Source organism: Amycolatopsis balhimycina FH 1894, from assembly GCF_000384295.1.
Classification (GTDB): Bacteria; Actinomycetota; Actinomycetes; order Mycobacteriales; family Pseudonocardiaceae; genus Amycolatopsis; species Amycolatopsis balhimycina.
The window spans coordinates 554,597-579,568 of the sequence record NZ_KB913037.1; the positions used below are offsets into that span (position 1 = coordinate 554,597).

At 72.1% G+C, this 24,972-nt stretch carries 22 protein-coding genes; 8 read left to right on the forward strand and 14 right to left on the reverse strand.

The annotated features are described in order from the left end of the window. The 3 genes from egtB to A3CE_RS0101690 all read right to left on the reverse strand — a co-directional run bounded on the left by egtB (nt 1) and on the right by A3CE_RS0101690 (nt 3,657). Nucleotides 1–1,353: an ergothioneine biosynthesis protein EgtB gene (gene egtB, locus A3CE_RS0101680; RefSeq protein WP_020638331.1), complete on the reverse strand. Its 1,353-nt coding sequence runs from the start codon at nt 1,351–1,353 to the stop codon at nt 1–3. Next, nucleotides 1,350–2,609 (reverse strand): glutamate-cysteine ligase family protein, encoded by a 1,260-nt coding sequence (locus A3CE_RS0101685; RefSeq protein WP_020638332.1) that lies wholly within the window; start codon nt 2,607–2,609, stop codon nt 1,350–1,352. Before A3CE_RS0101685 ends, egtB begins: the two co-directional genes overlap by 4 nt. Before the next feature lie 121 nt (nt 2,610–2,730). Beyond that, complete coding sequence (locus A3CE_RS0101690) at nt 2,731–3,657, reverse strand: LysR family transcriptional regulator (protein ID WP_020638333.1); 927 nt, start codon at nt 3,655–3,657, stop codon at nt 2,731–2,733. A 121-nt stretch (nt 3,658–3,778) separates the two neighbouring features. On the opposite strand from A3CE_RS0101690, the gene A3CE_RS0101695 reads away from it, so the two are divergent. Next, entirely contained in the window at nt 3,779–4,978 is a 1,200-nt protein-coding gene (locus A3CE_RS0101695) for a Glu/Leu/Phe/Val dehydrogenase dimerization domain-containing protein (protein ID WP_020638334.1), read from the forward strand. 3 nt (nt 4,979–4,981) lie between these two features. Here A3CE_RS0101695 and pip read toward each other — a convergent pair whose 3' ends face one another. Genes pip through A3CE_RS0101720 form a run of 5 tightly spaced genes read right to left on the reverse strand, consistent with a single transcriptional unit; the run spans nt 4,982 to nt 9,089 of the window. Next, nucleotides 4,982–5,929: a prolyl aminopeptidase gene (pip, locus tag A3CE_RS0101700; protein ID WP_020638335.1), complete on the reverse strand. Its 948-nt coding sequence runs from the start codon at nt 5,927–5,929 to the stop codon at nt 4,982–4,984. Nucleotides 5,930–5,984: 55 nt separating this feature from the next. Continuing rightward, nucleotides 5,985–6,713 carry an ESX secretion-associated protein EspG gene (locus A3CE_RS0101705; protein ID WP_020638336.1) on the reverse strand — a complete coding sequence of 243 codons (729 nt, stop codon included), beginning with the start codon at nt 6,711–6,713 and terminating at the stop codon, nt 5,985–5,987. A 25-nt stretch (nt 6,714–6,738) separates the two neighbouring features. Continuing rightward, nucleotides 6,739–8,064 carry a WXG100 family type VII secretion target gene (locus tag A3CE_RS0101710; protein WP_020638337.1) on the reverse strand — a complete coding sequence of 442 codons (1,326 nt, stop codon included), beginning with the start codon at nt 8,062–8,064 and terminating at the stop codon, nt 6,739–6,741. Between the two features lie 3 nt (nt 8,065–8,067). Next, complete coding sequence (locus A3CE_RS0101715; protein ID WP_245589410.1) at nt 8,068–8,685, reverse strand: DUF3558 domain-containing protein; 618 nt, start codon at nt 8,683–8,685, stop codon at nt 8,068–8,070. Nucleotides 8,686–8,687: 2 nt separating this feature from the next. Next, nucleotides 8,688–9,089 (reverse strand): hypothetical protein, encoded by a 402-nt coding sequence (locus A3CE_RS0101720; protein WP_020638339.1) that lies wholly within the window; start codon nt 9,087–9,089, stop codon nt 8,688–8,690. Nucleotides 9,090–9,273: 184 nt separating this feature from the next. Between A3CE_RS0101720 and A3CE_RS0101725 the strand changes: the two genes are divergently transcribed. The 5 genes from A3CE_RS0101725 (at nt 9,274) to A3CE_RS53950 (ending at nt 14,957) form a co-directional block, all read left to right on the forward strand. Further along, nucleotides 9,274–9,879, forward strand: coding sequence for a TetR/AcrR family transcriptional regulator (locus A3CE_RS0101725; protein WP_020638340.1), 606 nt, complete (start codon nt 9,274–9,276; stop codon nt 9,877–9,879). Nucleotides 9,880–10,089: 210 nt separating this feature from the next. Continuing rightward, entirely contained in the window at nt 10,090–11,433 is a 1,344-nt protein-coding gene (locus A3CE_RS0101730; protein ID WP_020638341.1) for a hemolysin family protein, read from the forward strand. After that, on the forward strand, nt 11,430–12,473 hold the full coding sequence (locus A3CE_RS0101735; RefSeq protein ID WP_020638342.1) for a hemolysin family protein: 1,044 nt from the start codon (nt 11,430–11,432) through the stop codon (nt 12,471–12,473). Before A3CE_RS0101730 ends, A3CE_RS0101735 begins: the two co-directional genes overlap by 4 nt. A gap of 73 nt (nt 12,474–12,546) precedes the next feature. Further along, complete coding sequence (locus A3CE_RS0101740; RefSeq protein WP_020638343.1) at nt 12,547–13,428, forward strand: hypothetical protein; 882 nt, start codon at nt 12,547–12,549, stop codon at nt 13,426–13,428. Nucleotides 13,429–13,544: 116 nt separating this feature from the next. Continuing rightward, nucleotides 13,545–14,957, forward strand: a complete 1,413-nt coding sequence (locus tag A3CE_RS53950; RefSeq protein WP_020638344.1) for a hypothetical protein — start codon at nt 13,545–13,547, stop codon at nt 14,955–14,957. Here A3CE_RS53950 and A3CE_RS0101750 read toward each other — a convergent pair. Continuing rightward, on the reverse strand, nt 14,954–15,730 hold the full coding sequence (locus A3CE_RS0101750; RefSeq protein ID WP_020638345.1) for an aldo/keto reductase: 777 nt from the start codon (nt 15,728–15,730) through the stop codon (nt 14,954–14,956). The two genes, A3CE_RS53950 and A3CE_RS0101750, sit on opposite strands and share 4 nt — an antisense overlap. 41 nt (nt 15,731–15,771) lie before the next feature. Further along, nucleotides 15,772–16,581 (reverse strand): helix-turn-helix domain-containing protein, encoded by an 810-nt coding sequence (locus tag A3CE_RS0101755; protein WP_169523906.1) that lies wholly within the window; start codon nt 16,579–16,581, stop codon nt 15,772–15,774. Between the two features lie 160 nt (nt 16,582–16,741). Here A3CE_RS0101755 and A3CE_RS0101760 point away from each other — a divergent pair, with 160 nt between their 5' ends. Next, nucleotides 16,742–17,101 carry a nuclear transport factor 2 family protein gene (locus A3CE_RS0101760; RefSeq protein ID WP_020638347.1) on the forward strand — a complete coding sequence of 120 codons (360 nt, stop codon included), beginning with the start codon at nt 16,742–16,744 and terminating at the stop codon, nt 17,099–17,101. Nucleotides 17,102–17,153: 52 nt separating this feature from the next. Here A3CE_RS0101760 and A3CE_RS0101765 read toward each other — a convergent pair whose 3' ends face one another. Continuing rightward, on the reverse strand, nt 17,154–18,308 hold the full coding sequence (locus A3CE_RS0101765; RefSeq protein ID WP_020638348.1) for an NAD-dependent epimerase/dehydratase family protein: 1,155 nt from the start codon (nt 18,306–18,308) through the stop codon (nt 17,154–17,156). Nucleotides 18,309–18,447: 139 nt separating this feature from the next. Between A3CE_RS0101765 and A3CE_RS0101770 the strand changes: the two genes are divergently transcribed. Further along, nucleotides 18,448–18,942 (forward strand): GtrA family protein, encoded by a 495-nt coding sequence (locus tag A3CE_RS0101770; protein ID WP_020638349.1) that lies wholly within the window; start codon nt 18,448–18,450, stop codon nt 18,940–18,942. Here the strand turns inward: A3CE_RS0101770 and A3CE_RS0101775 are convergent. The 3 genes from A3CE_RS0101775 to gcvP form a co-directional block, all read right to left on the reverse strand. Then, nucleotides 18,872–21,046: a glycosyltransferase family 2 protein gene (locus A3CE_RS0101775; protein WP_020638350.1), complete on the reverse strand. Its 2,175-nt coding sequence runs from the start codon at nt 21,044–21,046 to the stop codon at nt 18,872–18,874. The genes A3CE_RS0101770 and A3CE_RS0101775 overlap by 71 nt on opposite strands. Beyond that, entirely contained in the window at nt 21,043–21,951 is a 909-nt protein-coding gene (locus tag A3CE_RS0101780; protein WP_020638351.1) for an NAD-dependent epimerase/dehydratase family protein, read from the reverse strand. Before A3CE_RS0101780 ends, A3CE_RS0101775 begins: the two co-directional genes overlap by 4 nt. A gap of 107 nt (nt 21,952–22,058) precedes the next feature. Next, entirely contained in the window at nt 22,059–24,944 is a 2,886-nt protein-coding gene (gene gcvP, locus A3CE_RS0101785; RefSeq protein ID WP_020638352.1) for an aminomethyl-transferring glycine dehydrogenase, read from the reverse strand. Between the last annotated feature and the right edge of the window lie 28 nt (nt 24,945–24,972).

The window sequence follows — 24,972 nt, forward strand, 5'->3', positions numbered from 1 at the left end:
CTACTCCACCTCGCCGGGTGCCGCGTCGCGCGCGGTGCGGAAGCCGGCGAAGATCTGCCGCCGGATCGGGTAGTCCCAGTTGCGGAACGTGCCCCGGATCGCCGCCGCGTCGGTGCCGAACGACCCGCCGCGCAGCACCTTGTGCTCCGGGCCGAAGAACACCTCCGAGTACTCCCGGTACGGGAAGGCGGCGAAGCCCGGGTAGCCGTGGAAGTCCGTGCTCGTCCACTCCCAGACGTCACCGATCAGCTGGTGCACACCGGTCGGCGACACCCCGGCGGGGTACGCGCCCACCGGCGCCGGGCGCAGGTGGCGCTGGCCGAGGTTGGCGTGTTCGGCCGACGGTTCTTCGTCGCCCCACGGAAAACGGCGCGAACGGCCGGTCGCCGGGTCGAACCGGGCCGCCTTCTCCCACTCGGCTTCGGTCGGCAGCCGCCGCCCGGCCCAGGCCGCGTACGCCTCGGCTTCGTAGTAGGAGACGTGCACGACCGGTTCGCCGGCGGGAACGCGCTCGTGGACACCGAAGCGGGTCCGCCACCAGCCGTCCTGCTCCCGCTGCCAGAACCGCGGCGCGGTGATGCCGCTGTCCGTCCGGTACGCCCAGCCGGGCGGGCTCCACCAGCGCTCGTCGTCGTAGCCGCCGCTGTCCAGGAACTCGGTGTAGGCCCCGCACGTGACCGGCACCGTGTCCATCCAGAACGCGTCGACAGCGATCTCGTGCGCCGGGCGCTCATTGTCCAGCGCCCACGGCTCGGCCGAGGTGCCCATCGTGAAGGCCCCGCCCGGGATCAGGACCTCCGAGGGCAGCGCGCCGGACCGCGCGGGCGGCGGCTCGGGCGCGTGCAGCACCGGGTCGCCCTTGCGCAGCTGGTGGGTGGCCAGCATGGTCTCGTCGTGCTGCTGCTCGTGCTGGGTGATCATGCCGAAGGCGAAGGCCTGCTCGGTCAGCCGCCTGCCCTCCATCGGCGCGTGCTCCAGCACGTCGAACGCCTTCTCGCGGACCTGCTTGACGTACGCGCGCGCCTCGGCCGGGCCGAGCAGCGGCAGCTCCGGCCGGTCGGCGCGGGCGTGCTGGAAGGCGTCATAGATGTCGTCGATTTCCGGCCGCAGCGGTTCCCGGCCGCCGACGTCGCGGACCAGCCACAGCTCCTCCTGGACGCCGATGTGCGCCAGGTCCCAGACCAGCGGCGACATCAGCTTCGAGTGCTGGCGGATCAGATCCTCGTCGTCGACCGCGTCGGTCAGCGCGACGCTGCGTGCCCGGGCGCGGGTCAGTGCCTCCGCCGCGCGGGCGCGCAGGTCCTGCGCGCTCAGTTCGCCCAGTGTCCGTTCTCCCAAGGCCTCTGTGCTCATGCTTCGCTCCTCGATCGATACGCGCGCCCCAGCACGCTCTCGCTGATCTCGGTGATCGACTCCTCCGCCAGCCCGGTCGCGCCCAGCTCGGCGCACCCGACGTCGGCCAGCGCCGCCGCCGTGGCCGCCAGCTCCGGGTCGGCGAGACCGCGGCGCGCCGCGGTCTCCCACCGGTCCGCGACCGGTGCGCAGAGGTCGCGCACCTTGTCCACAGTGGACGGCCGGGCGAGCAGGGCGGTCACCAGTGCCACCGGGGGCAGCCACTCGTCCGGCGGTTGCGCGTCGAGGTACCGGATCTCCAGGTACCCCTGCGGGCGGACCGGGGTGAACATCGTGGTGAGGTGGTAGTCGAGATCCGCCACCGTGGGCCTCGGCAGCAGGGCCGCGGCCCCCCGGCCGCCGATCCAGTCGGCGAAGGTCAGCCCCTCCGGCGCGTCCCACGGCCGGTCGCCGCGGCGCAGCACCATCAACGGGGTGTCCATCAGGCGCTCGGCCCACGCCGCCGCCGGATCGCCGTCGGCACGCGCCGTGCGCGTGCGGACCGCCTCCGTGTCGTGCACGGCCAGCCACCTCGCGGAGGCGTGGCCGGTGTCGCGCCCGGCGTGGACGCGGGAGTTGGCGAACAGGGCGAGCAGCGGCGGCCCCATCGCGTGGGCGGCCGCCCACCGCGCCGCGTAGTTCTCCGGCTCCCCGGCGTCGACGCAGACCTGCAGGCCGGCGGTGCTGCACATCATGGTGACGCCGCCGGGCCCGATCGGCGTGAACCGGCGTTCCATGGCCGCGTACCGCGGCGTGTGCAGGACCCGGCGTGGCGCACGATGGGCGTCGATGCCCGTTTCGCCCAGTTCGAGGCCGTGCCGGGCGAGGCGGTCACGCAGGTGGTGGAGGTCGGCCGTGACAGCTGCGGCGAGGTCGCGCAGGGAGGCCTGGGGAAGTGCCGAGATCTCGGCCTGGCCCCCGGGCTCGAGGCTCACGGGTGAGCCGGCCGGGAGGGGCGAGGCGGGGCTGTCGGGGCGGAGCGTCCGCGGGGTGTGCGGACCCAGCGCCGTGGCGAGGACGTCGGGATCGAGGGGTCTGGCCGGGTCGTCGGCGTGGTGCACGGTGAACTCCAGCTCCACGCCGGTCAGGCGGGGTGGTCCGTGCTTGAAACACACCGATGCGACGTACGCCTCGCCGGCCGCGCGGTCCGCCAGGACCCGCGCGGTGCGGTTCGACGCACTACCCGACTTCTCGGGGAAATCGTGCACCGTCTGCATGTCCGTTCCTGTTCCGTGTGATGGAACTTCTTGACTTCGGACGCTACACGCGGGGTACGACAAATTCAGGGCCGATCCTGCGCTGCGGGAGCAGATCACCACTCCGTAAGACGTTCCCGGATCAGGGCAATGCGGGCTCGGTGCCCAGGCCGAGCTGAGCCGCCGACGCCCGCACGGCGTCGATCACCAGGTGCAACGCGGGCCGGCGGGACGCGGTGCGCCGGTAGGCGATCGAAACCGTCCGGAGCAGCGGCGTGGTGAGCGTGACGACGTCGATCCCCGGCGGCCGCAGCAGCCGCAGCCCCAGATCCGACACGAGCGTGATCCCGAGCCCGGCCCCGACCATCGCCATCGCCGTCGACTGCTCCTCGACCTCGTGGTTGATCTTCGGGGCGAAGCCGTGCCGCTGGCAGGCCGTGCGCATCGCGCGGCCGAAGTGCGACTTGGGGCTGGCCAGGATCCAGGGGTGCTCGGCGAGCTCGTCCAGCGACGCCGACCCCGAGGGGACCGCGCCCCGCGGCACCGCGGCGTGCAGCCGTTCCACGGCCACGACGGCCCGTTCGAGCCCGGCGTCCCAGGTCGTCGGCGCGTCGGAGTACTCGATCACGAACGACAGGTCGAGACGGCCGTCCCGGACCGCCTCGGCGGTGTCCTCGGGGGCCAGTTCGCGGGTGCGCACCTCGATGCCGGGGTGCTCGCCTGCCAGCACGGTCAGCGCCGTCGGGAGCAGGCCGGAGGCCACCGACGCCCACACCCCGGCGGTCAGCCGGACCGTGCGGGACTCCTGGGCCTCCTCCAGGGCGAGCGTCGCGCGCTCCACCGAACCGAGGATCTCCTCGGCGTGCTCGGTCAGCAGGGTGCCCAGCTCGGTCAGCTGGACGCGCCGGCCGAGCCGCTCGAACAGCTTCGCGCCGACGTCCCGTTCCAGCTGCGCGAGCTGCTGCGAAACCGCCGAAGCGGTGTAGTGCAGCGCGGCGGCCGCCGCGGTGACGGTGCCCCGGCGGTGCAGCTCGCGCAGCATCCGCAAGCGGTGCAACGAAAGCTCCATACACCAAACCTAAACGAGATCGTGCACGTTCGTTAAATGGACGGGCGGGCGCCCGGGGGCGCACGCTCAGGGTGGCGGTCACCCCCGGCCGCCCCGGACCCCCCTGGAGGTGAGTGGCCTGATGACCCCGAGCAACGCCGAACCGCTGATGCGGCTCACGTGGACCGACCCCATCACCGGCGCGCACGGCTACCTGGTCGTGCACAGCCTGGTCTCGGGCGTCGCCACCGGCGGCACCCGGATGCGGGCCGGCTGCACGATGAGCGAGGTCGAAGACCTCGCCCGGGGCATGGCCGGCAAGACGGCGACGTTCAACCTGCCGGTCGGCGGCGCCAAGGGCGGCATCGACTTCGACCCGAAGGACCCGCGCGCGTTCGACGTCCTGAAGCGGTTCTGCGCGTTCCTGCGGCCGTGGCTGGACGCCCACTGGGTGACCGCGGAGGACCTCGGCGTGCCGCAGCACCTGATCGACTCGGTGTTCGCCGAGCTGGGGCTGGAGCAGTCGTACCACGCCGCGATCCGCCGTTCGGCCGATCCGGCCCGGACCCTCCGCCGGGTGCAGGCGGGCCTCAACGCGCCGGTCCCCGGCGGGTTCCTGCTCGGCGACGTCGTCGGCGGCTACGGCGTGGCGCAGGCGTGCCTCGGCGTCGCCGCCGCGTGGGACTGGGACGCCGGGGAGACGACCGTGGCGATCCAGGGCATCGGCACGATGGGCGGCGGGGCGGCCTGGTACCTGCACGAGGCGGGCATGAAGGTCGTCGCCGTGGCGGACGCCGCGGGCACCCTGTTCGCGCCGCAGGGTCTCGACGTCCCGGCACTGCTCGAGCTGCGCGACCGCTTCGGCGAAGTGGACCGTTCCCGGCTGCCTGCCGGGGTCCGGACGCTGGCGCGGGAAGCGGTCGTCGGCATCGACGCGGACATCTTCGTGCCGGCCGCGATCTCCTACGCCCTGCGCCCGGACAACGAAAACCTGGTCAAGGCCAAGGTCGTCGTCGAAGCGGCCAACGCGGCGACGACGCCGGAAGCGGAGGCCGCGCTGTCGGCGCGGGGCGTGGCGGTCGTGCCGGACTTCGTCGCCAACGCGGGCGCGGCGGCCTGGGCGTGGTGGCTGCTGCTGGGCGAGGTCGGCGCCGACCCGGCCGACTCGTTCCTGCGGCTGCGCACCGAGATGCAGGCGAAGGTCGCGCTCCTGCTGGCGGAGTGGAACATGGACCGCCTGCCGCTGCGCCTCACCGGGCTCAAGCTGGCCGAGGCCAACCGCGCCCGGCGGGCCGAAGCCGCACTCGCCCCCGAAGGTGAGCCGGGACTGCTCATCCCGTAACGGTCAGCCGCGGTCCGCGAAGCGGTCGGTCGCGTTGATCAGGGCCTCCTGCATCGGCGCGACCGACGTCGTGTGCCCGACGTCCTGGAGCATCACCAGCTCGCTGCCCGGCCAGGCGTGGTGCAACAGCCACGGCGTGCCGACGAGGTTGCTCGTGTCCAGCACGCCTTGCACCAGCACCGCGGGGATGTCCGCGAGCTTGCCCGCCTCGCGCAGGATCACACCGTCCTCGAGGAACGCGCGGTTGCTGAAGTAGTGGGTGACCAGCCGGGCGAAGCAGAGCCGGTAGGACGGGTCCTCGAACACGTCGTGCGGCGGCACTCCGGGGAGCATCGCGTCTTCCCAGGCGCACCAGTCGCCGGCCGCCTTGTGGTGAACGGCCGGGTCCGGGTCCAGCAGCAGCCGGTGGTACGCGGCGGACAGGTCGCCGTCGCGCTCGCTCTCCGGCACTCCCCGGCGGAACTTCTCGAAGGCTTCCGGGAAGTACGCGCCGAGACCGCGGATGAGCATCTCGATCTCGATGAAACGGTCGGTGGCCAGGCCCATCAGGACGATCTCGCTGACCCGGCCGGTGTGCCGCAGCGCGTAGGTCAGGCTGAGCACCGATCCCCAGGAACCGCCGAACAGCAGCCACTTCTCGATGCCGAGGTGGGTGCGGAGCCGCTCGAAGTCGGCGACCAGGTGGTCGGTGGTGTTGGCCGACAGATCGGCGACCGCGGCGCCGGCGTGGGGCGTGCTGCGGCCGCAGCCGCGCTGGTCGACGAGCACGGCGCGGTACCGCGCCGGGTCGAAGTAGCGGCGGAGGTTCGCCGAGCACCCGGTGCCGGGCCCGCCGTGCACGACCAGTGCGGGCTTACCTGCCGGGTTCCCGCAGGTCTCCCAGTACATCCGGTGTCCGTCGCCGACGTCGAGCATGCCGTGGTCGTACGGTTCGATCTCGGGATACACCATCGGCGCCCTTCCCCCGGAATACGACAGCGCTGTCACATTAGCGCCTTTTCCGGGCTCAGCCGAGGGTTTCGGCCAGCTCGGTGAGCGTTTCGGCCAGCTCCCGCGGGCCGGCCGGGCCGATGTGGATGACCGCGTCGTCGTCCGAGCCGGTCGTGTAGCTGAGGTAACGGCCCCAGTCGGTGTCCGCGTAGTGGAGTGGCTGCCCCAGGCAGGAGTGACGCCCGACGTCGTCGCGGCGGCCGGCGTAGAGCTCGCCGCTGCCGGTCACCGGCCGCCGCACCAGGCTGACGACGTCGGCGATCGCCGGGTCCAGCGGGTAGGCGTCCGGCCCGCGGCGGGCCGCCTCGCTCAGGTCCGCCACCCGGACGGCGCGCGGGTGGCCGCCGCCGGGGCCGACCGGCGGCAGCTGCTCCACGAGCGCTTCGGCGAGCCGGTTCCGGTCGATCTCCTGCACGCCGACGTGGGTCCCGTCGGAGACCGCCAACACCGCCTGGAGCCCCTTCGCCGCGGCGAGCACCCCGTAGGTCCGCCCGTCGGCGCCGACCCAGCCGTAGCACTCCCGCGCCGGGCTGACCAGCAACGGGAGCCAGTCGAGGAAGTCGACGGTGGTGCGGCCCTTGGCGTCGACCAGGCCGGCCTCCGCCAGCGCGGCGTCGATCCGCTTGCCGGCCTCCGCACGCTCGGCGTCCGAAAGCCACAGCGGCTCCGGGCGCAGGGTGATGTGCAACTGGCCGGCCTGTTCGCGCTCGGCCAGTGCGGCCAGCGCCTCGACCGGAACGTCCACCCGGCCTGCTGCCACGTCCACCCGCCTACTCGCCGATGACCGGCGGGCTGGTCCGCTGGTCGGTGCCGAAGATCGCGTCCGGGTCCGCTTCGATCAGGAAGTCCGGACGCTGGTGCTCGTCGTCTTCCTCGCCTTCGCCCCGGCGGCCGCCCGGGCCCATCGGCCCGAGCTGCCCGGACCGCGAGGCGGCCGACCGCGCCGCGGCGGCTTCGGCCGCGGCCGCGTTGCCGAGGCTGCCCATCCCGGAGCGGCCCCCGCTGCCGAGCCCGCGCTCCCCCGCCGAGCCGGCCCCGGAGCCGCTCCCGCCGCCGGTGCCGGTTCCGCCGCGACCGGTCGGGTCGAGCAGCCGCCCGCCGGCGTTGCCGCTGTTCGGCCCGCGCCCACCGGGACCGGTGCCCGGTTCCTCCCCGAAGGTGGCCGAGTAGTTCTGACCGCCGCCCCCGCCGGTGGAGGTCGGGTAGAAGTCGATCCCGCCGGACGGCGGCGGGGTCTTGCCGGGCCGGTCGCCCGGCCGCTCCCCCGGCTTGACCGGCGTCGGCACCGGCGTGCGCGTCGTGTGGGTGGTGTCGTCGCCCCCGCCGGGCCGGTCCGTCCCACCCGGCCGATCCGTGCCGCCGGGCCGGTCGGTGCCACCCGGGCGGTCGGTCCCTCCCGGGCCGTCGGTGCCGCCCGGCCGGTCGGGCCCGCCGGTGTGCGTGGTGTCGACGCTGGTCGTCGACGTGTGGTCGTCCGCGCCGGAATCGCCGCCCCCGCTGTTCCTGGGCGGCGTCCCGGGCAGGACCACCTTTCCCGGCGTCGTCGGCCGGGTGACCGAGATGGCGGCACCGTCGGCCTCGAGCACGCCGTAGTCCGTCGGGAGCGCCGCCCTCGTACCGCTGGTGACACTGCTGTACTGGTCCATGACGCGGACGTTGGTTTCGTTGGCCGCGTTGTACTTGGCGACGCCTTCTTGGTAGTTGTCGATGTCGTCCTTGGCCATGAACGGCCCGGCGATCGGGATGGCGGCCTTGAGCCCGGTGGTCCACGGGTTGGGTTTCTCGGGCTTCGGCGGCACTTCGACGACGGCGTTGCCGGAGTGGTCGAAGATGTCGGCCTGGGTGTCGACGGAGACCTGGGTGACGTCCAGCGGCGCGGCGGTCTCGGCGAAAGCCTGTTCCAGGGGCCCGGCCCCGGCGTTCGCGGCGTCGGCCGCGTTCCCTGTCCAGGCCTGCTTCATCCGGTCCTGCAGCGCCTTGATGCCCTGCGCGCGCGTCATGTAGGCCGAGGACAGCTCGGACACCTTCCCCGCGGCCTCGCGGAGGCCGGAGGTGTCGCCCTGCCTGAAGTTGTCGTAGATCTGCTTGCCGTCCACTCGTCAGGCCCCCTTGAGCGTGGTGACGACGGCGGCCGCCACCTTCTGCGCCGCGGCGCAGGAATCCTGCTGACCTTCGTAGCCGCCGGCGTACACCCCGATGGCGAGGTCATCGGCGACACCGACGTCGAGGCTGCAGTTGCCGTTCGGGCGCCGGTCTTTCTTGTCGATGTAGATCGCGGGATAGCCTTCGACGTCCGGCGCCTTCTCGAGGAACGGGAACTGGCCGTTCTCGTGCGCGCCGTACAGCCCGGTCAGGCCGCCCAAGCCCCGGTCCCGGTTGCCGGTCGCGATGATGACCTGCATGCTGACCCCCTCGCCAGAAATCTTCCAGGCGCATCCCGGTCCACCCGCCCCGAACCCGTTGTCCCGCAGCTGGGTGTCGCCCGCATCCGTGAACCGCAATGAGGACAGCACCGAAGCCGGCACGATGTCGCACGGCTTCGAGGTGTACTTCGAAACGTCGAGCGGCGCGGAAACCTTCGGCACGTCGGGGTTGACCGACGCGCCCGGCGACGCAGAGGCGTTCGGCGCGGGCGACGCGCTACCGGTCTTCTCGGAGGAGCACCCCGCGAGCAGCAGCAGAACGGCTGCGACAGCGACGCAAGCAGGCAGACGCACGGTCACACCGTCCGGAAGGGGTCGGCCATGCCGTGGTCGGTGGCGACCGTCTTGGTCTGGGCTTCCTTGAGCTTCTTGAGGTAGTTCTGCACGTACTTCAGCATCGAGTCGTTCTGGTCCTGGAGCGCTATGAGGGAGTCCATCGTCGTCGACACGTACCCGTCGCTGACCGCGTCCTTGCCCGGCGACGTGAGCACCCCGATGATGTAGGTGATCTTGTCCTTGTCGTCGACGATCTTGTCCAGCTCGGCTTCCCACTGGCCGATCACCGACGCGAGTTCCTCGGGGTCCATCCGGAACTGGCCGCCCCCGCCGCCACCGCCGCCGTAGACGCGGCCGCGCTCGCCGAGGATGTCGCCACCCCAGACCGCCTGGACCGCCTGCCCGGCTTCGCCGATGATCACGCCCGCACCTTCCCCTCGGCTCACCCACCGTGATGGGACGAAGATTAGCCAACCGTCTCACTTCGTGTCAGCGAATCGCCGCAACGTTCAGACGATGGGGGCGGGCGAGTGGTTCCGGGCACTCCGGGTCACAGTACGTACGTACGGATTGCGAGATGCCGGTCCGCGGTGCCAGGATTTCAGGATGCCACGCGTAAGCCAGGATCACCTCGACGCACGCCGGCGCCAGATCCTCGACGGCTCGCGCGTCTGCTTCGCGCGCTACGGCTACGAAGGTGCCACAGTCCGGCGCCTGGAGGAAGCCACCGGGCTGTCGCGCGGGGCCATCTTCCACCACTTCCGCGACAAGGAGTCGCTCTTCCTCGCCCTCGCCGAGGACGACGCGCTCCGGATGGCCGACGTCGTCGCCGAACAGGGCCTCGTCCAGGTGATGCGGGACCTGCTGGCCGGCGGGGACCACCCGGCCGACTGGCTCGGCACCCGGCTGGAGGTGTCCCGGCGGCTGCGCACCGACCCGGAGTTCCGCGCTCGCTGGGCCGAGCGGTCGCAGCAGCTGACCACCGCCACCCGGCTGCGTCTGCTGCGCCAGCGGGAGGCCGGGAACCTGCGCGACGACGTCGACGTCGACGTCCTCACCGCGTTCCTCGAGCTCGTCCTCGAAGGACTGGTCTCGCACCTGGCCATGGGCCTGCCCGCGGCCGGCCTCGGCCCGGTGCTCGATCTCGTCGAGGAAACCGTGCGGCGCCACCGGCCGGGCACCGGTGCCGGAGCGGACCGGCGGGCGGAGTGAGCGCGCCGACACACCGGCAACGCCAGCGGCGGGTGCGGGAGACACGTTAAGCTGGTCCGCATATCCACCGCATATCCGCAGTACACGCCGATTTCTTGCTAGGAGTGACCGTTTCGTGCGCGCAGCGCAGTCACCCGGTGACAGTACCGGGCCGGGTGACCGACCCGGCTGTCCGATAGGTTCATCCTCCGCCGCCGAGGCGGACGCGGAATGATCCAGATCCTCTTCGCCGTGCTCGGCGTCCTCCTCTTCGTACTGCTGACGGTCGGCACCGGGCTCGCGGTCGCCGCCGAGTTCTCGCTGACCGCGCTTGAGCGCAGCACCGTCGAGGCCAACGTCCGCCAGGTCGGCGACCGCCGGGCGCTGGCCGTCCAGAAGGCGCACCGGACGCTGTCGTTCCAGCTCTCCGGCGCCCAGGTCGCGATCACGCTGACCACGCTCATCACCGGGTACCTGGCCGAGCCGCTGATCGGCGAGCTCGTCCGGCCGCTGCTCACCGGCGTCGGATTCCCGGCAGGGTTCGCCGCGGGCGCGTCGATCGTGCTCGCCCTGGTGCTGGCCACGTCGCTGTCGATGATCCTCGGCGAGATGGTGCCGAAGAACCTCGCGATCGCCCGGCCGTTGCCGACCGCGCGCGCGGTCACCGGCTACCACTCGCGGTTCTCCGCGCTGTTCCGCTGGCTCATCACGCTGATGAACAACAGCGCGAACTTCCTCGTGCGCAAGTTCGGCGTCGAACCGCAGGAAGAGCTGCGGTCCGCGCGTTCGCCGCAGGAGCTGGGCTCGATCGTGCGCTCCAGCGCCGAAAGCGGCACGCTCGACACGTCCACCGCGGAGCTGCTGGACCGCTCGCTGCGGTTCGGGGAGCGCACCGCGGAGGAGCTGATGACGCCCCGCGTGCAGCTCGAGTCCCTCGCCATCGGCGACACCATCGCCGACCTGATCGACATCTCGCGCCGGACCGGGTTCTCGCGGTTCCCGGTGCACGCCGAGGACCTCGACGACGTCCGCGGCGCCGTGCACGTCAAGCAGGCCTTCGCCGTGCCGGCCGCGGAGCGGGGGCAGGTGCCGATCGGCTCGGTCATGCGGCCGGTACCGACCGTGCCCGAGTCCCTGCCCGGCGACGACCTGCTCAACCGCCTGCGCGACTCGCGCTTCCAGCTGGCGATCGTCGTCGACGAGTACGGCGGCACGGCCGGGCTGGTCACCCTGGAGGACGTCGTCGAGGAGATCATCGGCGACGTCCGCGACGAGCACGACGAGCGCGAGGCACCGGCGTCGCAGCAGGTCGGCACGGACAGCTGGCTGGTGTCCGGCCAGCTGCGCGCGGACGAGGTCACCGGCGTCACCGGGTTCCGGATGCCGGACGGCGACTACGAGACCATCGCCGGGCTGATCCTCGAGCGGCTGGGCAAGATCCCCGCCGAGGGGGACGCCACGGAGGTCGACGGCTGGCGGCTGACGGTGACCACCATGGACAAGCGCCGGATCGCCGAGGTCGAGGTCGCCCCGGTCCCCGCCACCGCGGCCCAGGAGCCGGAGGTGGCCTCGTGAGCGACTGGCTGAACATCGCCCTCGTCGTGGTCCTGCTGCTGGCGAACGCCTTCTTCGTCGGCGCGGAGTTCACGCTGATCTCCTCGCGGCGGGACAGGCTCGAGGCGCTGCTGGAGCAGGGCAAGACGCGCGCGAAGATCGTCATCAACGCCAGCAAGCACGTGTCGCTGATGCTGGCCGGCGCGCAGCTGGGCATCACCATCTGCTCGCTGCTGCTCGGCCGGCTCGGCGAACCCGCGATCGCGCACCGGCTGGCGGCGGGCTTCGACCTGCTGGGCCTGCCCGAGGCGCTGCTGCACCCCATCTCGTTCGCCATCGCGCTGGCGTTCATCACCGTGGCGCACGTGCTGATCGGCGAGATGGTGCCGAAGAACCTCGCCATCGCCGAGCCGGAGCGGCTCGCGCTGTGGCTGGTGCCGGCGCACGTCGCGTGGGTGAAGGTGGCCAACCCGTTCATCTGGCTGCTGAACTTCGTGGCGAACTCGCTGCTGCGCGCGTTCCGCGTCGAGCCGAAGGACGAGCTGGAGACGGCGTACACGTCCGACGAGCTGGCCGAGCTGCTCAGCGAGTCGCGGCGGGAAGGCCTGCTCGACCAGTCCGAGCACGAACGGCTCGCCCAGACGCTGTCCTCGGTGCAGAAGACGGTCGCGGACGTGCTGGTGCCGACGGCCGAGCTGACGACGCTGCCGTGCGGGCCGACCGTCGGCGAGGTCGAGCGGGCGGTGTCCTCCACCGGCTTCTCCCGGTTCCCGGTGTGCACCGACGACGGGCGCCTGACCGGCTACATCCACGTGAAGGACATCCTCGACCTCGCGGGGCAGGACCCGGCGACGGTCGTCCCCGCGGCGAAGACGCGGGCGCTGACCGAACTGCGCGCCGACGCCCGGCTCGACGTCGCGCTTTCGGCCATGCGCAAGGAACGCAGCCACCTCGCGCGGGCGCTCGACGCGGCCGGGAACGCGGTCGGCGTCGTCGCGCTCGAAGACCTCGTCGAGGAGTACGTGGGCACCGTGCGCGACGGGACCCACGTGGGCGCATGAGTGAGCCTGCGAACGAATCATTCAACACTGCGCGTTCGGCTCAGGCCGCGCCGAGCGTCAGCGAGGCGCGCGCATGAGCGGGGTCGAGATCCTGGCCGAACCGGACTGGCTGGCCCGGGAGGCGGCCCACGTCGAGCGGATGCGCCGGTGGACGGTCCCGCACCAGGAGCGGCGGGCGCGTGCCGAGAAGCACCCGGTGCTGGACTTCCTGTTCACCTACTACTCGTACCGGCCATCGTACCTGGAGCGGTGGCAGCCCGGGCCCGGCGTCGTCCTCGCCGGGCCCGCCGCGCGGCGCTTCCTGGACCGCAAGGGGTACGTCGCGACGGCCGGCGGTGTCGAGCTGGATCCGGCGGGCTTCACCGAGGGCAAGGCCCGGACGGCCGAGTTCGTCCTCGGCCTGCTGACCGCGACGGCGTCGCGCGCGCCGCGGCTGAGCTGCTTCGGCCTGCACGAGTGGGCGATGGTCTACCGCGAACCCGCCGATTCGGTGCGGCACGACCAGGTACCGCTCCGGCTCGGCTCGGCGGGCACCGACGCCGTCGTGGAGTCCCTGGACATCCGGTGCGGGCACTTCGACGCGTTCCGCTTCTTCACGGCGGACGCGCGGCCCCGCAACGAGCTGACGCCGTCGAGGGAGACGCAGGTCGCCCTCGAACAGCCCGGGTGCCTGCACGCGAACATGGACCTGTTCAAATGGGCCTACAAGCTCGGCCCGTTCGTGCCCGCGGAGCTCGTCGCGGACTGTTTCGAGCTGGCCGTCGAGATCCGGACGCTCGACATGCGGGCGAGCCCGTACGACCTGGCCGGGCTCGGTTACCCGCCGGTGCGCATCGAAACCGCGCCGGGGCGGGCCGAGTACGCGCGGGCCCAGGGTGAGTTCGTGCGCCGGGCGGACCCGCTGCGTCATCGCCTGATTGCGCATTGCCATCGCCTGGTCAGCGCAGGACCCTGAACGCGCGCAACTGTGAGTCAGATTATTCTCTCTCCGATACTCACCTGTTAGGGTGATAACGGTTTGATTGCATCGCAGCGCGTGCTTGACGTGCGCTCACGCCCGAAAGGATGACGATGGGGCGACACACCCGGGACGAGGAGCCGGTGCCGCACCCTCTGGACCGCACGCCGAGCGTCCCCGCCGAGGGCCGGCCGGCCGCTCCGGGCCGCCCGCACCCGGGTGAGACCACGGCGTTGCCGCTGGTCGCCGGCCGCGGTGAGGCCTCGGGTGCCTTCCGCAAGCCCCGGCGCAGCTCCATCTCCGACGCCTTCGGGATCGCCGGTCGCGCCTCCCGGGCTTCCGGCCGCAGCGAATCGTCCGGCTCCTACTTCGTCCCCGCGAACGAAACCCCCGCCCCGGCCGCGACAGCCCGCCGCGGAGAAACCTCCGGCGCCTACCCGGCCGCGAGCCGCGGCCCGTCGTCCGGCGCCCAGCCCACCCGGCGCGGCGAAGCTTCCGGCGCCTACCCCGCCGCCGTCCGCGTCGAACCCGCGGTCGCTCGTCCCACCCGCCGCGGGGAGGCTTCGGGCCCCTACCCCGCGACCCGCCGCGACGAGTCCGCCGCCGAGCGGACCGAGGTGATCGCGCGGCTCGAGACCGCCGATGACCATCCGGTCGCAGCGCGCGGCGAAACATCCGGATCCTTCCGCGCCGTCGCCGATGTCCGGACGGCCGAGCGCACCGCCGACCGGACCCCCGACCGGACCGAGGTCACCGGGGAACACGAAGTCACCGGCAAGCGCCGCGCCCGCCGCGACAGCACCACCGAAGGCGAAGGCCGCCGCCGCGCGCCCGGCCGTGGTGACACCACGGGCCCGCACCGCACCTCGGACAAGGGCGAGACGACCGGTTCGCACCGGGTCGTCGGCAAGAGCGACGCCACCGGCTCCCACCGCATCGTCGGCAAGAAGGCCCCCCGCCGCCGGATCGCGGGCTGGCCGATCGCGTGCCTCGTGCTGGCCGTGCTGATCGGGCTCGGCGTGATCGGCTGGAACTGGGCCGACAACGAGCTCAACAGCCGGGCCGAGGCGCAGGCCGCCAGCTGTTCGGGCGGCACCTCCCAGATGCGGGTGGTCGTCACCCCGAGCGTGCAGAAGCCGCTCGCCGCCGCGGCCGAGCGCTGGAACCAGGCCGCCACCGTCGTCCACGGCCAGTGCGTGCACGTGACGATCGACGCGAAGGCGTCGTCGCAGGTGCTCGACGCGCTGGTCGGCCGGGCCGGGCTGGACTCGATCGGCGGGCTCCCGGCCGCCTGGCTGCCCGAGTCGTCGTACTGGGTGAGCGAGCTCACCACCAAGAAGCCCGAGATGATCGGCTCGCCCGCCCAGTCGGTGGCGAACGCCCGGTCGGCGGACTACCCGTTCATCGGCCTGACGGGCCAGGGCATCGACGACACCGTGCTGCGCGCCGCCCAGACGTTCCGCGAGTACCTCGAGCAGCCCGCCCAGCAGGCGGACTTCGCCGCGGCGGGGATCAAGACCGCCTAGACGCGGGTGCCGTTGTCGAGCTCGGCGACGACGGCGAGGTCGTCGTCGGCCAGCTCGAAGTCGAAGATCCCGAAGTGCTCACGGGTCCGGGTCGTGGTGACCGAAGCCGCCACCGCGACCGTGCCCGTCTGCAGGTGCCACCGGAGCACGATCTGGGACGGCGTCTTGCCGTACTTGGCCGCGAGCGCGGTGACCGTCTCGTCGGCCAGCAGCGCCGAGTTCGCGGCCGGGCTCGACGCGACCGTCAGAATGCCGCGCTCGGAGTGGAATTCCCGCAACGCGAGCTGCTGCAGCCACGGGTGCAGCTCGACCTGGTTGACCGCGGGCACCGAGCCGGTCGCGTCGATCAGCCGCCGCAGCTCGGCGACGCCGAACCCGGCCACGCCGACCGCGCGGACCCGCCCTTCGGCACGCAGCCGGCCCAGGACGCGCCAGGTGTCGGTGAAGGCGCCTTTCGTGCCGTCCAGCAGGCACAGGTCGGCCCGCTCGAGCTCCAGAGCGGCCAGCGCCCGGTCGGCCGCGCGGCGGGCCGTGTCGTAGCCCTGCGCCGGCACGTGCACGGTGACGAACAGTTCTTCGCGCGGCACTTCGGCCGCGGCGAGCACCGCGCCCACCGCCGCCTCGGTCCCCGGCGCCGTGTCGATGCCGCGGAAACCGGTGTCGAGGGCGATGCGGACGGCGCGGCCGGTTTCGGCCGTGGACAGGCCAGCGACGCCGAACAGCAGCTGGGGGATGCGGACTCCGTCGGACAGGGCGAGCGAAGGGACGGGCATCAAACCGGTGATCCTCACTTCGGATGCTGCGCGGACCCCCATCATCCCACCCGGGCGGCCCGCTCGCGCAGATACGCCGCCGTCCGCTGGTCCGCCGGGAAGAAGGATTCGATCATCAGCTCCGCCACGGTGACGTCCAGCGGGGTCCCGAACGTGGCGACCGTGCTGAAGAACGTCAGGTCGGCGCCTTCGTGGCGGAACCGCAGTGGCACGAAGATGTCACCCGGTCCGGGGACCTCCACCTCGGGCACGGGCTGGTCGCACGGGTAGCCGCGCAGCTCGTCCAGGAGTTCGGCGAGACCGGCGTCCGCGGTCTGGCTCACCTGGCGCCGCAGCCGGCCCAGCAGGTGCGCGCGCCACTCCCCCAGGTTCAGGATGTGCGGTGCCATGCCCTCGGGGTGCAGGGTCGCGCGCAGCACGTTGGTGGTCAGCTCGGGCGCGATCCCGGCCACGAACAGCCCGGTGCCGGCGTTGGCGTCGACGAGGTCCCAGTTCCGGTCGGCGACGGCGGCCGGGTACGGCTCATGGCTCGCGAGCAGCTGCCGGACGGCCTCGCGGACGGCGGACATCCCGGGGTCCGGCAGCGCGTTCTCCGTGTAGGCGGGCGCGTAGCCGGCGGCCAGCAGCAGCCGGTTGCGTTCCCGCAGCGGCACGTCGAGGTGCTCGCCGAGCCGCAGGACCATGTCCCGGCTTGGCTTGGACCGGCCGGTTTCCACGAAGCTGAGGTGGCGGGTCGAGATGTCCGCGGAGATCGCCAGGTCGAGCTGACTGATCCGGCGCCGGTCACGCCATTGCCGCAGCAGTTCCCCCACCGGCCGCTGCCGCGCGGACGCCTGCACAGTAGTCGTCACACCGGCGACGCTACGACGATCACCGGGCGGCTGCCATTACTTCGGAGGTAATGCCTTCGCATTACCTCGCACGTAATCGACGCGCCGCCGCGGCTGCGCCAAAGTCGGTTCCAGCGCAGGACGACGACGAATCCGTTGTCCCCCAACGAAAGGAACCACCATGACCGACGTCCGCGGCCTCGTCGAGCAGTACATCGCGGTGTGGAACGAGACCGACGCCGGCAAGCGGCGGGCCCTCGTCGCCGACGTCTTCACCGAGGAGGTCGGCTTCACCGACCCGCTCGGCGCCGTCACCGGGCACGACGGGATCGACCAGCACGTGGCCGGGGCCCAGCAGCAGTTCGGCGGGCTCACCATCAGCCTGCCCGCCGAGCCGGACGCCCACCACGATCTGGCGCGATTCCACTGGCACCTCGGCGCGCCCGGCGCCGAGCCGGTCGCCATCGGGTTCGACGTCATCGAGATCGAGGACGGCCGGATCGCCAAGGTGCACGGCTTCCTGGACAAGATGCCCGGATGAGCCGGAGCGCGCGGGCTCCCGGGCAGGGGAGCCCGCACGCCACCCCGCACCGTCAGCCCTTCAGCGCGCCCCGCCAGCGCACGGTCGGGCGCAGCTTCTCCGGGTTCACCCGGTGCTTGTTGGCGCCGACGATGTCGAACATCGACTCGATCAGCGTGTCGGAAAGCAGATGCGGCTTCAGGCCCAGCCCGACCAGCCCGGTGTGCTTGACGTTGTAGTAGTGCTCCGGCGCCTCGGTGCGCGGGTTCTCCAGCTGCTCGATCTGCACCGGGCCGGGGAACCGGTCGGCGACGAGGTCGGCGATGCCGGCCACCGACAGGCTCTCGGTCATCTGGTTGAAGACGCGGAACTCCCCCGGCTCGGCGGGGTGCTCGACGGCCAGGCGGATGCACTCCACCGTGTCGCGGATGTCGATCAGGCCGCGGGTTTGCGCGCCCTGGCCGTACACGGTCAGCGGCTGGCCCAGCACCGCCTGGATGACGAACCGGTTCAGCACCGTGCCGAACACCGCGTCGTAGTCGAACCGGGTCGCCAGCCGCGGGTCCAGCGCCGTCTGCGGCGTCTGCTGGCCGTACACGACGCCCTGGTTGAGGTCCGTGGCCCGCAGGCCCCACGCGCGGCAGGTGAATTCGATGTTGTGCGAATCGTGGACCTTGGTCAGGTGGTAGAACGAACCCGGCCGTTTCGGGAACAGGACGCGGTCCTTACGCCCGTTGTGTTCCAGGTCCAGCCAGCCTTCTTCGATGTCGATGTTCGGCGTGCCGTATTCGCCCATCGTGCCCAGTTTGACCAGGTGGATGGCCGGATTGCTCTCCGCGATCGCGTAGAGCAGGTTCAGCGTGCCGACGACATTGTTGTGCTGGGTGTACACCGCGTGTTCGCGGTCGATCATGGAATAGGGCGCCGACCGTTGTTCGGCGTAGTGGACGACGGCGTCGGGCGCGAAGCCGCGCACCGCTTCGAACAGGAACTCCGCGTCGAGCAGATCACCTTCGTAGCTGGTGATCTTCTTTCCGGACACCTCTTGCCAGGCGGCGATCCGGTCGGCGAGGGACTCGATCGGAACCAGGCTCTCGACCCCCAGTTCGGCGTCGTAACCGCGGCGGGCGAAATTGTCGAGGACGGCCACCTCGTGACCTTTGTCCGATAAGTGCAACGCGGTCGGCCAGCCCAGATAACCGTCACCGCCGAGAACCAGCACCCGCATTGTGCCGCCTTTCCTGCTCGTTTACGCCACCCGAACGCTATAGATCACCTGCTGATGAGGACCTGGCAATGAGCTGTGAATCTCCTCTGCGTGAGGGGGTCGGACGGCGGCGCGGCCGGCCCACGGGGAGGATGGGGGCATGACGACCGTAACCAACGCCGTGCGGCCCCGCACGGCGGAAAAGACCCGCCGCGGCTGGGCGCGGCTGGCGCGCGCCGCGACGACGTCCGTCGCGGCCACGGTCCTCAGCCAGGTCGTGCTGCTGGCGGTCCTCGCCACCGGCGGCGTGCCGGCGCTGGCGAGCACGCTGGCCTGGGCGGCGGGCGCCGTGCTGAACTTCCTCGTCACCCGGCGCTGGGTCTGGGGCCGCACCGGGCGGCCGCGCGTCCGGCGCGAACTGCTGCCCTACCTGGCCGTGATCGGCCTCGGCGGGCTCATCTCGATCGGCCTGACGACGCTGGCCGGCTCACTGCTGACGAGGGCGGACCTACCGCACTTCTGGTGGGTCGTGCTCGTCGACGGCGCGTACATCGCCGGTTACGCGCTGGTCTTCGCCGTCAAGTTCACCCTGCTCGACCGGGTCGTGTTCGGCCGCGGCGCAGCACGTATCCCCGCCACCACGTCCCGGTCATGACGCGGGCGTAGTTGGCGCCGTAGACGAGGCTGCCGCCCTTCTTGCTCTTGCCCGCCTTGCGCAGCCGCATGCTCATCGGCAGCTCGGTGACCCGGGCGCCGCGCGCGGTCACGCCGAGCAGCAGCTCCGACGACTGGTACTGCGGCTCGTTGAGCGGCACCGAACACGCCAGCTCCGCCCGCATCGCGCGGAAGCCGAACGACGTGTCGGTGATCCGCCGCGCGGTCAGCACCGACGCGAGCGCCGCGAACACCCGCACCCCGAGCCACCGGACTCGGCTGTCGGCTTCCTCGTGCCCGAGCCGCCGGGACCCGGTGACGAAGTCGGCGGTGCCGTCGGCGACCGGGCGGACCAGAGCCTCGAGTTCGCTGTTGTCGTACTGGCCGTCGGCGTCGGTCGTGACGACGTACTCGGCGCCGGCCCTGGCCGCGAGGTGGTAGCCCAGCCGCAGCGCGGCGCCCTGGCCGCGGTTGCGCGGGGCGACGCAGACGTACGCGCCGTGGTCTTCGGCGATCGCGGCCGTGTCGTCGGTGCCGCCGTCGACCACCACCAGCACGTCGACCGGCATGCCGAGGCACTGGTCGGGCATCTTTTCCAGGACTTCGCCGATGCCGTCGGCCTCGTTGTAGGCGGCGATGACGACCGTCAGCGGAGCGAGCGTCAGGTCGGGGTGGCGGCCACGGAAGTCGTCGAGCGCACCCTGGTCGACGTCGTCGGGGAAGGCGGCGAGGCGTTTCCGGCCGGCCGACGTCAGCGTCGTGAGGCCGAGCGCGCCGGCCACCGGCAGCAGCACCAGCGCCGGGATCTGGTAGCGCCAGGAGAACTGGAACACGGCGGACGCGAAGAGCAGCAGGAGCCCGCTTGACGCCGCGAGCAGTGCGCCCGCCTGCGCCCGGTCCAGGGGCTTCTTGCGGCGGAACACCGTCAGCAGCCCGAGCAGCGCGCCGATGCCGAGCGCCGCTCCCGGGACGTACCCGCCGTCGAGCTGGTAGTCGCGGAGGACCTTCGCCAGTGGCTGGTCGACGCCCGCGGTGACGCCGTCGTTCTGCAGCGTGACCAGGTCGATCAGCGGCCGGTCGGCCCACTGCGGGTACGTGAGCTGGAACTGCCAGCGGTCGAGGGGGACGTCGGCCGGGTCCTGCTCGCGTGTCCAGGCGAAGCTCTTGGAGAAGTCGTTCAGGATCGCTTCGGCGACGTCGCCGGGCTGGGCCTTCAGGACGTCGATCGCGAACTCGTGCGCCAGGGCCGCCTTGTCCGCGCCCGGGGGCAGCGGGCCCGGCCAGTTCGGGTCGAGGTCGGCGTGCGTGTAGTTGTCCACCAGGCGCGTCTCGCGCGGCTCGGCCGGGCAGAAGACCATCAGGGCCGGGTCGAGGTGGAGGTTCGCGCAGTCGGCGACCGCGGCCGTCCGGCCGTAGAGCATGTTCCCGGACGGCCCGGACAGCCCCCACTTGCCGGTCTCCGAGTGCACCCGCGCCGAGTAGGGCACCAGCACGACGAGCAGGCCCACCAGGCCGACGCCGGCCCGGCGCCAGCCCGCCCAGTGTCGCCACGCTCCCCCGGCGGTGACCAGGAAGACCAGCAGCGGGAGGGCGAGCGAGATCCCGATCAGCCGCGTCAGCACGCCGAAGCCGAGCAGCAGGCCGGCGGCTCCGGCACGCTTCCAGCCCGGGGTGCCCCAGCCGAGCAGCAGCCAGAGGAGCCCGAGCAGCACCGCCTCGAACGTCACCTCGGACATGATGTTCTGCTCGATCTGCAGCTGGTACGCGTCGAGCAGCACCGGCGCGGCGGCGAGCGCGCCTACCCACGGACGGCCGCCGAGGCGCAGGACCAGGCCGTAGACGCCGATCGCGATGAGCAGGCCGCCGGCGTGCTGCACCGCCGCCACCCAGGCCAGCCCGCCGACGGCCAGCAGCGGCCGCAGCACCAGGTCGTAGCCGATCGGGTCGAGCTGGTCGGCGCGCAGGGCGTGCAGGTTGTCGATGTAGCGGAACGAATCGATGAACAGCAGCGCGGGCCGGTAGGCCAGCCAGGTCAGCACCCGGAGGACGATCGCCGGGACGAGAAGCAGGAGGAGCGGCCAGTGGCGCCGGACGAACCGCTTCACGGGGTCGGGAGGCCGGAGAAGTACTTCCACGCCGTCGCCAGGCCGTCGGTCAGCGAGACCTCCGGCCGGTAGCCGATCGTCCCGGCACTCGCCGAGACGTCGACGACGACCGCGGGCATCTCCCCGGCCGGGGCTTCGACGTGCTCGACCGGCAGCTCCGCACCGGTCACCTCGCGCACGGCCTCGACCATCTCGAGCACGGACACCGAGCGCCCGGCGCCGACGATCGCGCGGCCGGAGTAGCCGCTGTCGAGGGCCAGCAGGACCGCGTGGACGACGTCGTCGACGTGCACGAGGTCGCGGCGCTGCCGGCCGTCGCCGTAGACCTTGACACCGGTGCCGGTCAGCGCGGCCCGCATCATCCGCGGCACGAAACTGTCCTTGTGGGACATTCCCGGACCGTAGACGTTGGTGAACCGCAACGCACACGTCGTCATGCCGTACGCCCCGGCGTAGCCCGACAGCAGCATTTCGCACGCCGCCTTGGTGGCGCCGTACGGCGTCAGCGGGCGCAGCGGCAGGTCCGGGGTGATGGTCGTCGTGCCGACGTTGCCGATCACCGCGTTGGTCGAGGCGAACACGAACTTCGGCACGTCGTGCCGGCGGGCGAGTTCGAGCAGTTCTTGTGTGACGAGGACGTTGTCGGCGAAGGTGTCTTCGGGCAGCTCGACCGACTTCAGCACCGACGTCAGCGCGGCGAGGTGCACGATGCCCGCGGTTTCGCGGGTCACGGCCTGCTCGCGGACGGCCGCCTCACGAAGGTCGCCGGTTACCACGCGAACGCCGTCGAGCTCTTCGGGGAAGCGGACCCGGTCGACGACAGTGACCGGGACGCCCCGGTCGCGGAGGGCGCGCACGACGGCCCGGCCGATGAAGCCGCTGCCGCCGGTCACGACCACGGACATCCGATCAGGACCGTGCCCATTCGCCATGGCCGTCAACCTACCTCCCGTTCCTATGCGACTGTTCGTGAAGGCCACCTTCAGGAACTTGTACTTCCTCAAGGTGGCCTTCACGGACTTGCGGCGAAGGCCTCCGGCGGCGGGCAGGAGCAGACCAGGTTCCGGTCGCCCGCCGCGCCGTCGATGCGGCGGACCGGGGGCCAGATCTTCGGCGCGGACGTCCCCGCGGGGAACACCGCGGTTTCGCGGCTGTACGGCCGGTTCCATTCGCCCGCGACGCACCGGGCGGTGTGCGGTGCCTGCCGCAGCGGGGACTCTTCCAGCGGCCACTCCCCCGCCGCGACGCGGTCGATCTCGCCGCGGATCGCGATCATCGCCGCGCAGAAGCGGTCGAGTTCGGCGAGGTCTTCGCTCTCCGTCGGCTCCACCATCAGCGTGCCCGCGACGGGGAACGACATCGTGGGCGCGTGCAGCCCGTAGTCCGCCAGCCGTTTGGCGACGTCGTCGACCGTGACGCCGGTGGCCTTCGTCAGCGGCCGCAGGTCGAGGATGCACTCGTGCGCCACGAGCCCTTCACGGCCGGCGTACAGCACCGGGTAGTGGCCGGCGAGGCGGCGGGCGACGTAGTTGGCGTTGGCCACCGCGACGAGCGTCGCCCGGCGCAGGCCCTCGGCCCCCATCATCCGGACGTAGGCCCACGAAATCGGCAGGATCGACGCGCTGCCCCACGACGCCGCGCTGACCGGGCCGACCCCGGTGACCGGGCCGGCGGCCTGCTGCATCGGGTGGTTCGGCAGGAACGGCGCGAGGTGCGCGCGGACCCCGATCGGGCCGACGCCGGGCCCGCCGCCCCCGTGCGGGATGCAGAACGTCTTGTGCAGGTTGAGGTGCGAGACGTCGGCGCCGAACCGGCCGTACTGGGCGACGCCGATCAACGCGTTCAGGTTGGCGCCGTCGACGTACACCTGGCCGCCCGCGTCGTGCACCGCCGCGCACACCTCGCCGACGGTGTCTTCGTAGACACCGTGCGTCGACGGGTACGTGAGCATGATCGCGGCGAGATCGGCCCGGTGCTCGTCCACTGTGGACCGCAGGTGGGCGAGGTCGATGTCGCCACGGTCGTCGCAGCGGACGACGACCACGCGCATACCCGCCATCACGGCGCTGGCGGCGTTCGTGCCGTGCGCGCTGGCCGGGATCAGGCAGACGTCGCGCGCGTCCTCACCCCGGGACAGGTGGTAGGCGCGGATGGCCAGCAGGCCCGCGAACTCGCCCTGGCTGCCGGCGTTGGGCTGCAGGGAAACCGCGTCGTAGCCGGTGATCCGCGCGAGCCAGGCACTCAGGTCGGCGGCCACCGCCAGGAGCCCGGCGGCGTCCTCGGCGGGCGCGAACGGGTGCAGCCCGGCGAACTCCGGCCAGGTGACCGGCTCCATTTCGGCGGTGGCGTTGAGTTTCATGGTGCACGAGCCGAGCGGGATCATGCTGCGGTCGAGCGCGACGTCCTTGTCCGACAACGCACGCAGGTAGCGCAGCATCGCGGTTTCCGAGCGGTGCGCGTGGAACACCGGGTGCGCGAGATAGCCGCTCGTGCGCCGCAAGGGCGGCGGGAGCGCGTCCGCGGTGTCCGCGTCGAGTCCGTCCACATCGGACACCGAGACGCCGAACGCCTTCCACACGCACGAAAGCCGTTCGCGGGTGGTCGTCTCGTCGCAGGCGATGCCGACGTGGTCGTCGTCGATCCGGCGCAGGGAGACGCCGAGGTCGCGGGCCGCCGCGACGACCGCGTCCGCGCGGCCGGGCACCGCCGCGGCGACGGTGTCGAAGAACTCGCCGTGCACGACGTCGACCCCGCCCTCGGCGAGGCCGGCGGCCAGCACGGTGGCCATCCGGTGGGCCCGCAGCGCGATCGCGCGCAGCCCTTCGGGCCCGTGGTACACGGCGTACATCGACGCCATCACCGCGAGCAGGACCTGCGCGGTGCAGATGTTCGAGGTCGCCTTCTCGCGGCGGATGTGCTGTTCGCGGGTCTGCAGGGCGAGCCGGTACGCGGGCGTGCCGTCGGCGTCCTTCGACACGCCGACCAGCCGGCCGGGCAGCTGCCGTTCGAGTCCCTTCCGCACGGCGAGGTACGCCGCGTGCGGGCCGCCGAAGCCGAGCGGGACGCCGAACCGCTGCGTCGATCCGACGGCGACGTCGGCACCGAGCTCGCCCGGCGGCCGCAGCAGGGTCAGCGCGAGGGGGTCGGCGGCGACGATCACCGCCGCGCCGTGCTTCTTGGCCTCGCCGATGGTGAGGTCGAGCTCCCGCACCGCACCGGACGCGCCCGGGTAGGACAGGAGCACGCCGAAGAAGTCGCCGCCGAGCCCGAGTCCGGTCAGCCCCTGGGAGAGGTCCTCGACGACCAGTTCGATCCCGAGCGGCTCGGCGCGTGTCCGGAGCACGGCGAGGGTCTGCGGCAGGGTGTCCTCGTCCACGACGAAGCGGTGCGACTTCGCCCGCCCGGCCCGGCGCACCAGCGTCATCGCCTCGGCGGCCGCGGTGGCCTCGTCGAGCAGGGAGGCGTTGGCGACCGGCAGCCCGGTGAGGTCGGCGACCATGGTCTGGAAGTTGAGCAGCGCTTCGAGGCGCCCCTGCGAAATCTCGGGTTGGTAGGGCGTGTAGGCGGTGTACCAGGCGGGGTTTTCGAGGACGTTCCGCCGGATCACGGGCGGGGTGACGGTGTCGTGGTACCCGAGCCCGATCATCGAGGCGGTCAGCCGGTTGCGCGAGGCCAGCTCGCGAAGTTCGGCGAGGGCCTGAGCTTCACTGGCGGGCGGAGGCAGCTCGAGCGGCTCGGCGGACTGCCGCAGCGACGACGGCACGGCCCGCTCGGCGAGTTCGTCGAGGGAAGCGACGCCGATGACGTCGAGGATGTGCCGCAGGTCGTCCGAACCGGGCCCGATGTGCCGGTCGAGGAAGGGAATCCCCTGTTCCAGCGAGGCAAGCGTCAGTTCCACGATGGCCTCCTGGGGACAGCGGTGCCGG

What these genes read in the sequence shown, in the direction of transcription:
- A3CE_RS0101695 (WP_020638334.1), top strand. Translation starts at nt 3,779, where the DNA reads ATGACCCCGAGCAACGCCGAACCGCTGATGCGGCTCACGTGGACCGAC.
- A3CE_RS0101760 (WP_020638347.1), top strand. Translation starts at nt 16,742, where the DNA reads ATGACCGACGTCCGCGGCCTCGTCGAGCAGTACATCGCGGTGTGGAAC.
- A3CE_RS0101725 (WP_020638340.1), top strand. Translation starts at nt 9,274, where the DNA reads ATGCCACGCGTAAGCCAGGATCACCTCGACGCACGCCGGCGCCAGATC.
- A3CE_RS0101765 (WP_020638348.1), bottom strand. Translation starts at nt 18,308, where the DNA reads ATGCGGGTGCTGGTTCTCGGCGGTGACGGTTATCTGGGCTGGCCGACC.
- A3CE_RS0101780 (WP_020638351.1), bottom strand. Translation starts at nt 21,951, where the DNA reads ATGTCCGTGGTCGTGACCGGCGGCAGCGGCTTCATCGGCCGGGCCGTC.
- A3CE_RS0101685 (WP_020638332.1), bottom strand. Translation starts at nt 2,609, where the DNA reads ATGCAGACGGTGCACGATTTCCCCGAGAAGTCGGGTAGTGCGTCGAAC.
- egtB (WP_020638331.1), bottom strand. Translation starts at nt 1,353, where the DNA reads ATGAGCACAGAGGCCTTGGGAGAACGGACACTGGGCGAACTGAGCGCG.
- pip (WP_020638335.1), bottom strand. Translation starts at nt 5,929, where the DNA reads ATGGTGTATCCCGAGATCGAACCGTACGACCACGGCATGCTCGACGTC.
- A3CE_RS0101740 (WP_020638343.1), top strand. Translation starts at nt 12,547, where the DNA reads ATGAGCGGGGTCGAGATCCTGGCCGAACCGGACTGGCTGGCCCGGGAG.
- A3CE_RS0101750 (WP_020638345.1), bottom strand. Translation starts at nt 15,730, where the DNA reads ATGCCCGTCCCTTCGCTCGCCCTGTCCGACGGAGTCCGCATCCCCCAG.
- A3CE_RS53950 (WP_020638344.1), top strand. Translation starts at nt 13,545, where the DNA reads ATGGGGCGACACACCCGGGACGAGGAGCCGGTGCCGCACCCTCTGGAC.
- A3CE_RS0101730 (WP_020638341.1), top strand. Translation starts at nt 10,090, where the DNA reads ATGATCCAGATCCTCTTCGCCGTGCTCGGCGTCCTCCTCTTCGTACTG.
- A3CE_RS0101770 (WP_020638349.1), top strand. Translation starts at nt 18,448, where the DNA reads ATGACGACCGTAACCAACGCCGTGCGGCCCCGCACGGCGGAAAAGACC.
- A3CE_RS0101690 (WP_020638333.1), bottom strand. Translation starts at nt 3,657, where the DNA reads ATGGAGCTTTCGTTGCACCGCTTGCGGATGCTGCGCGAGCTGCACCGC.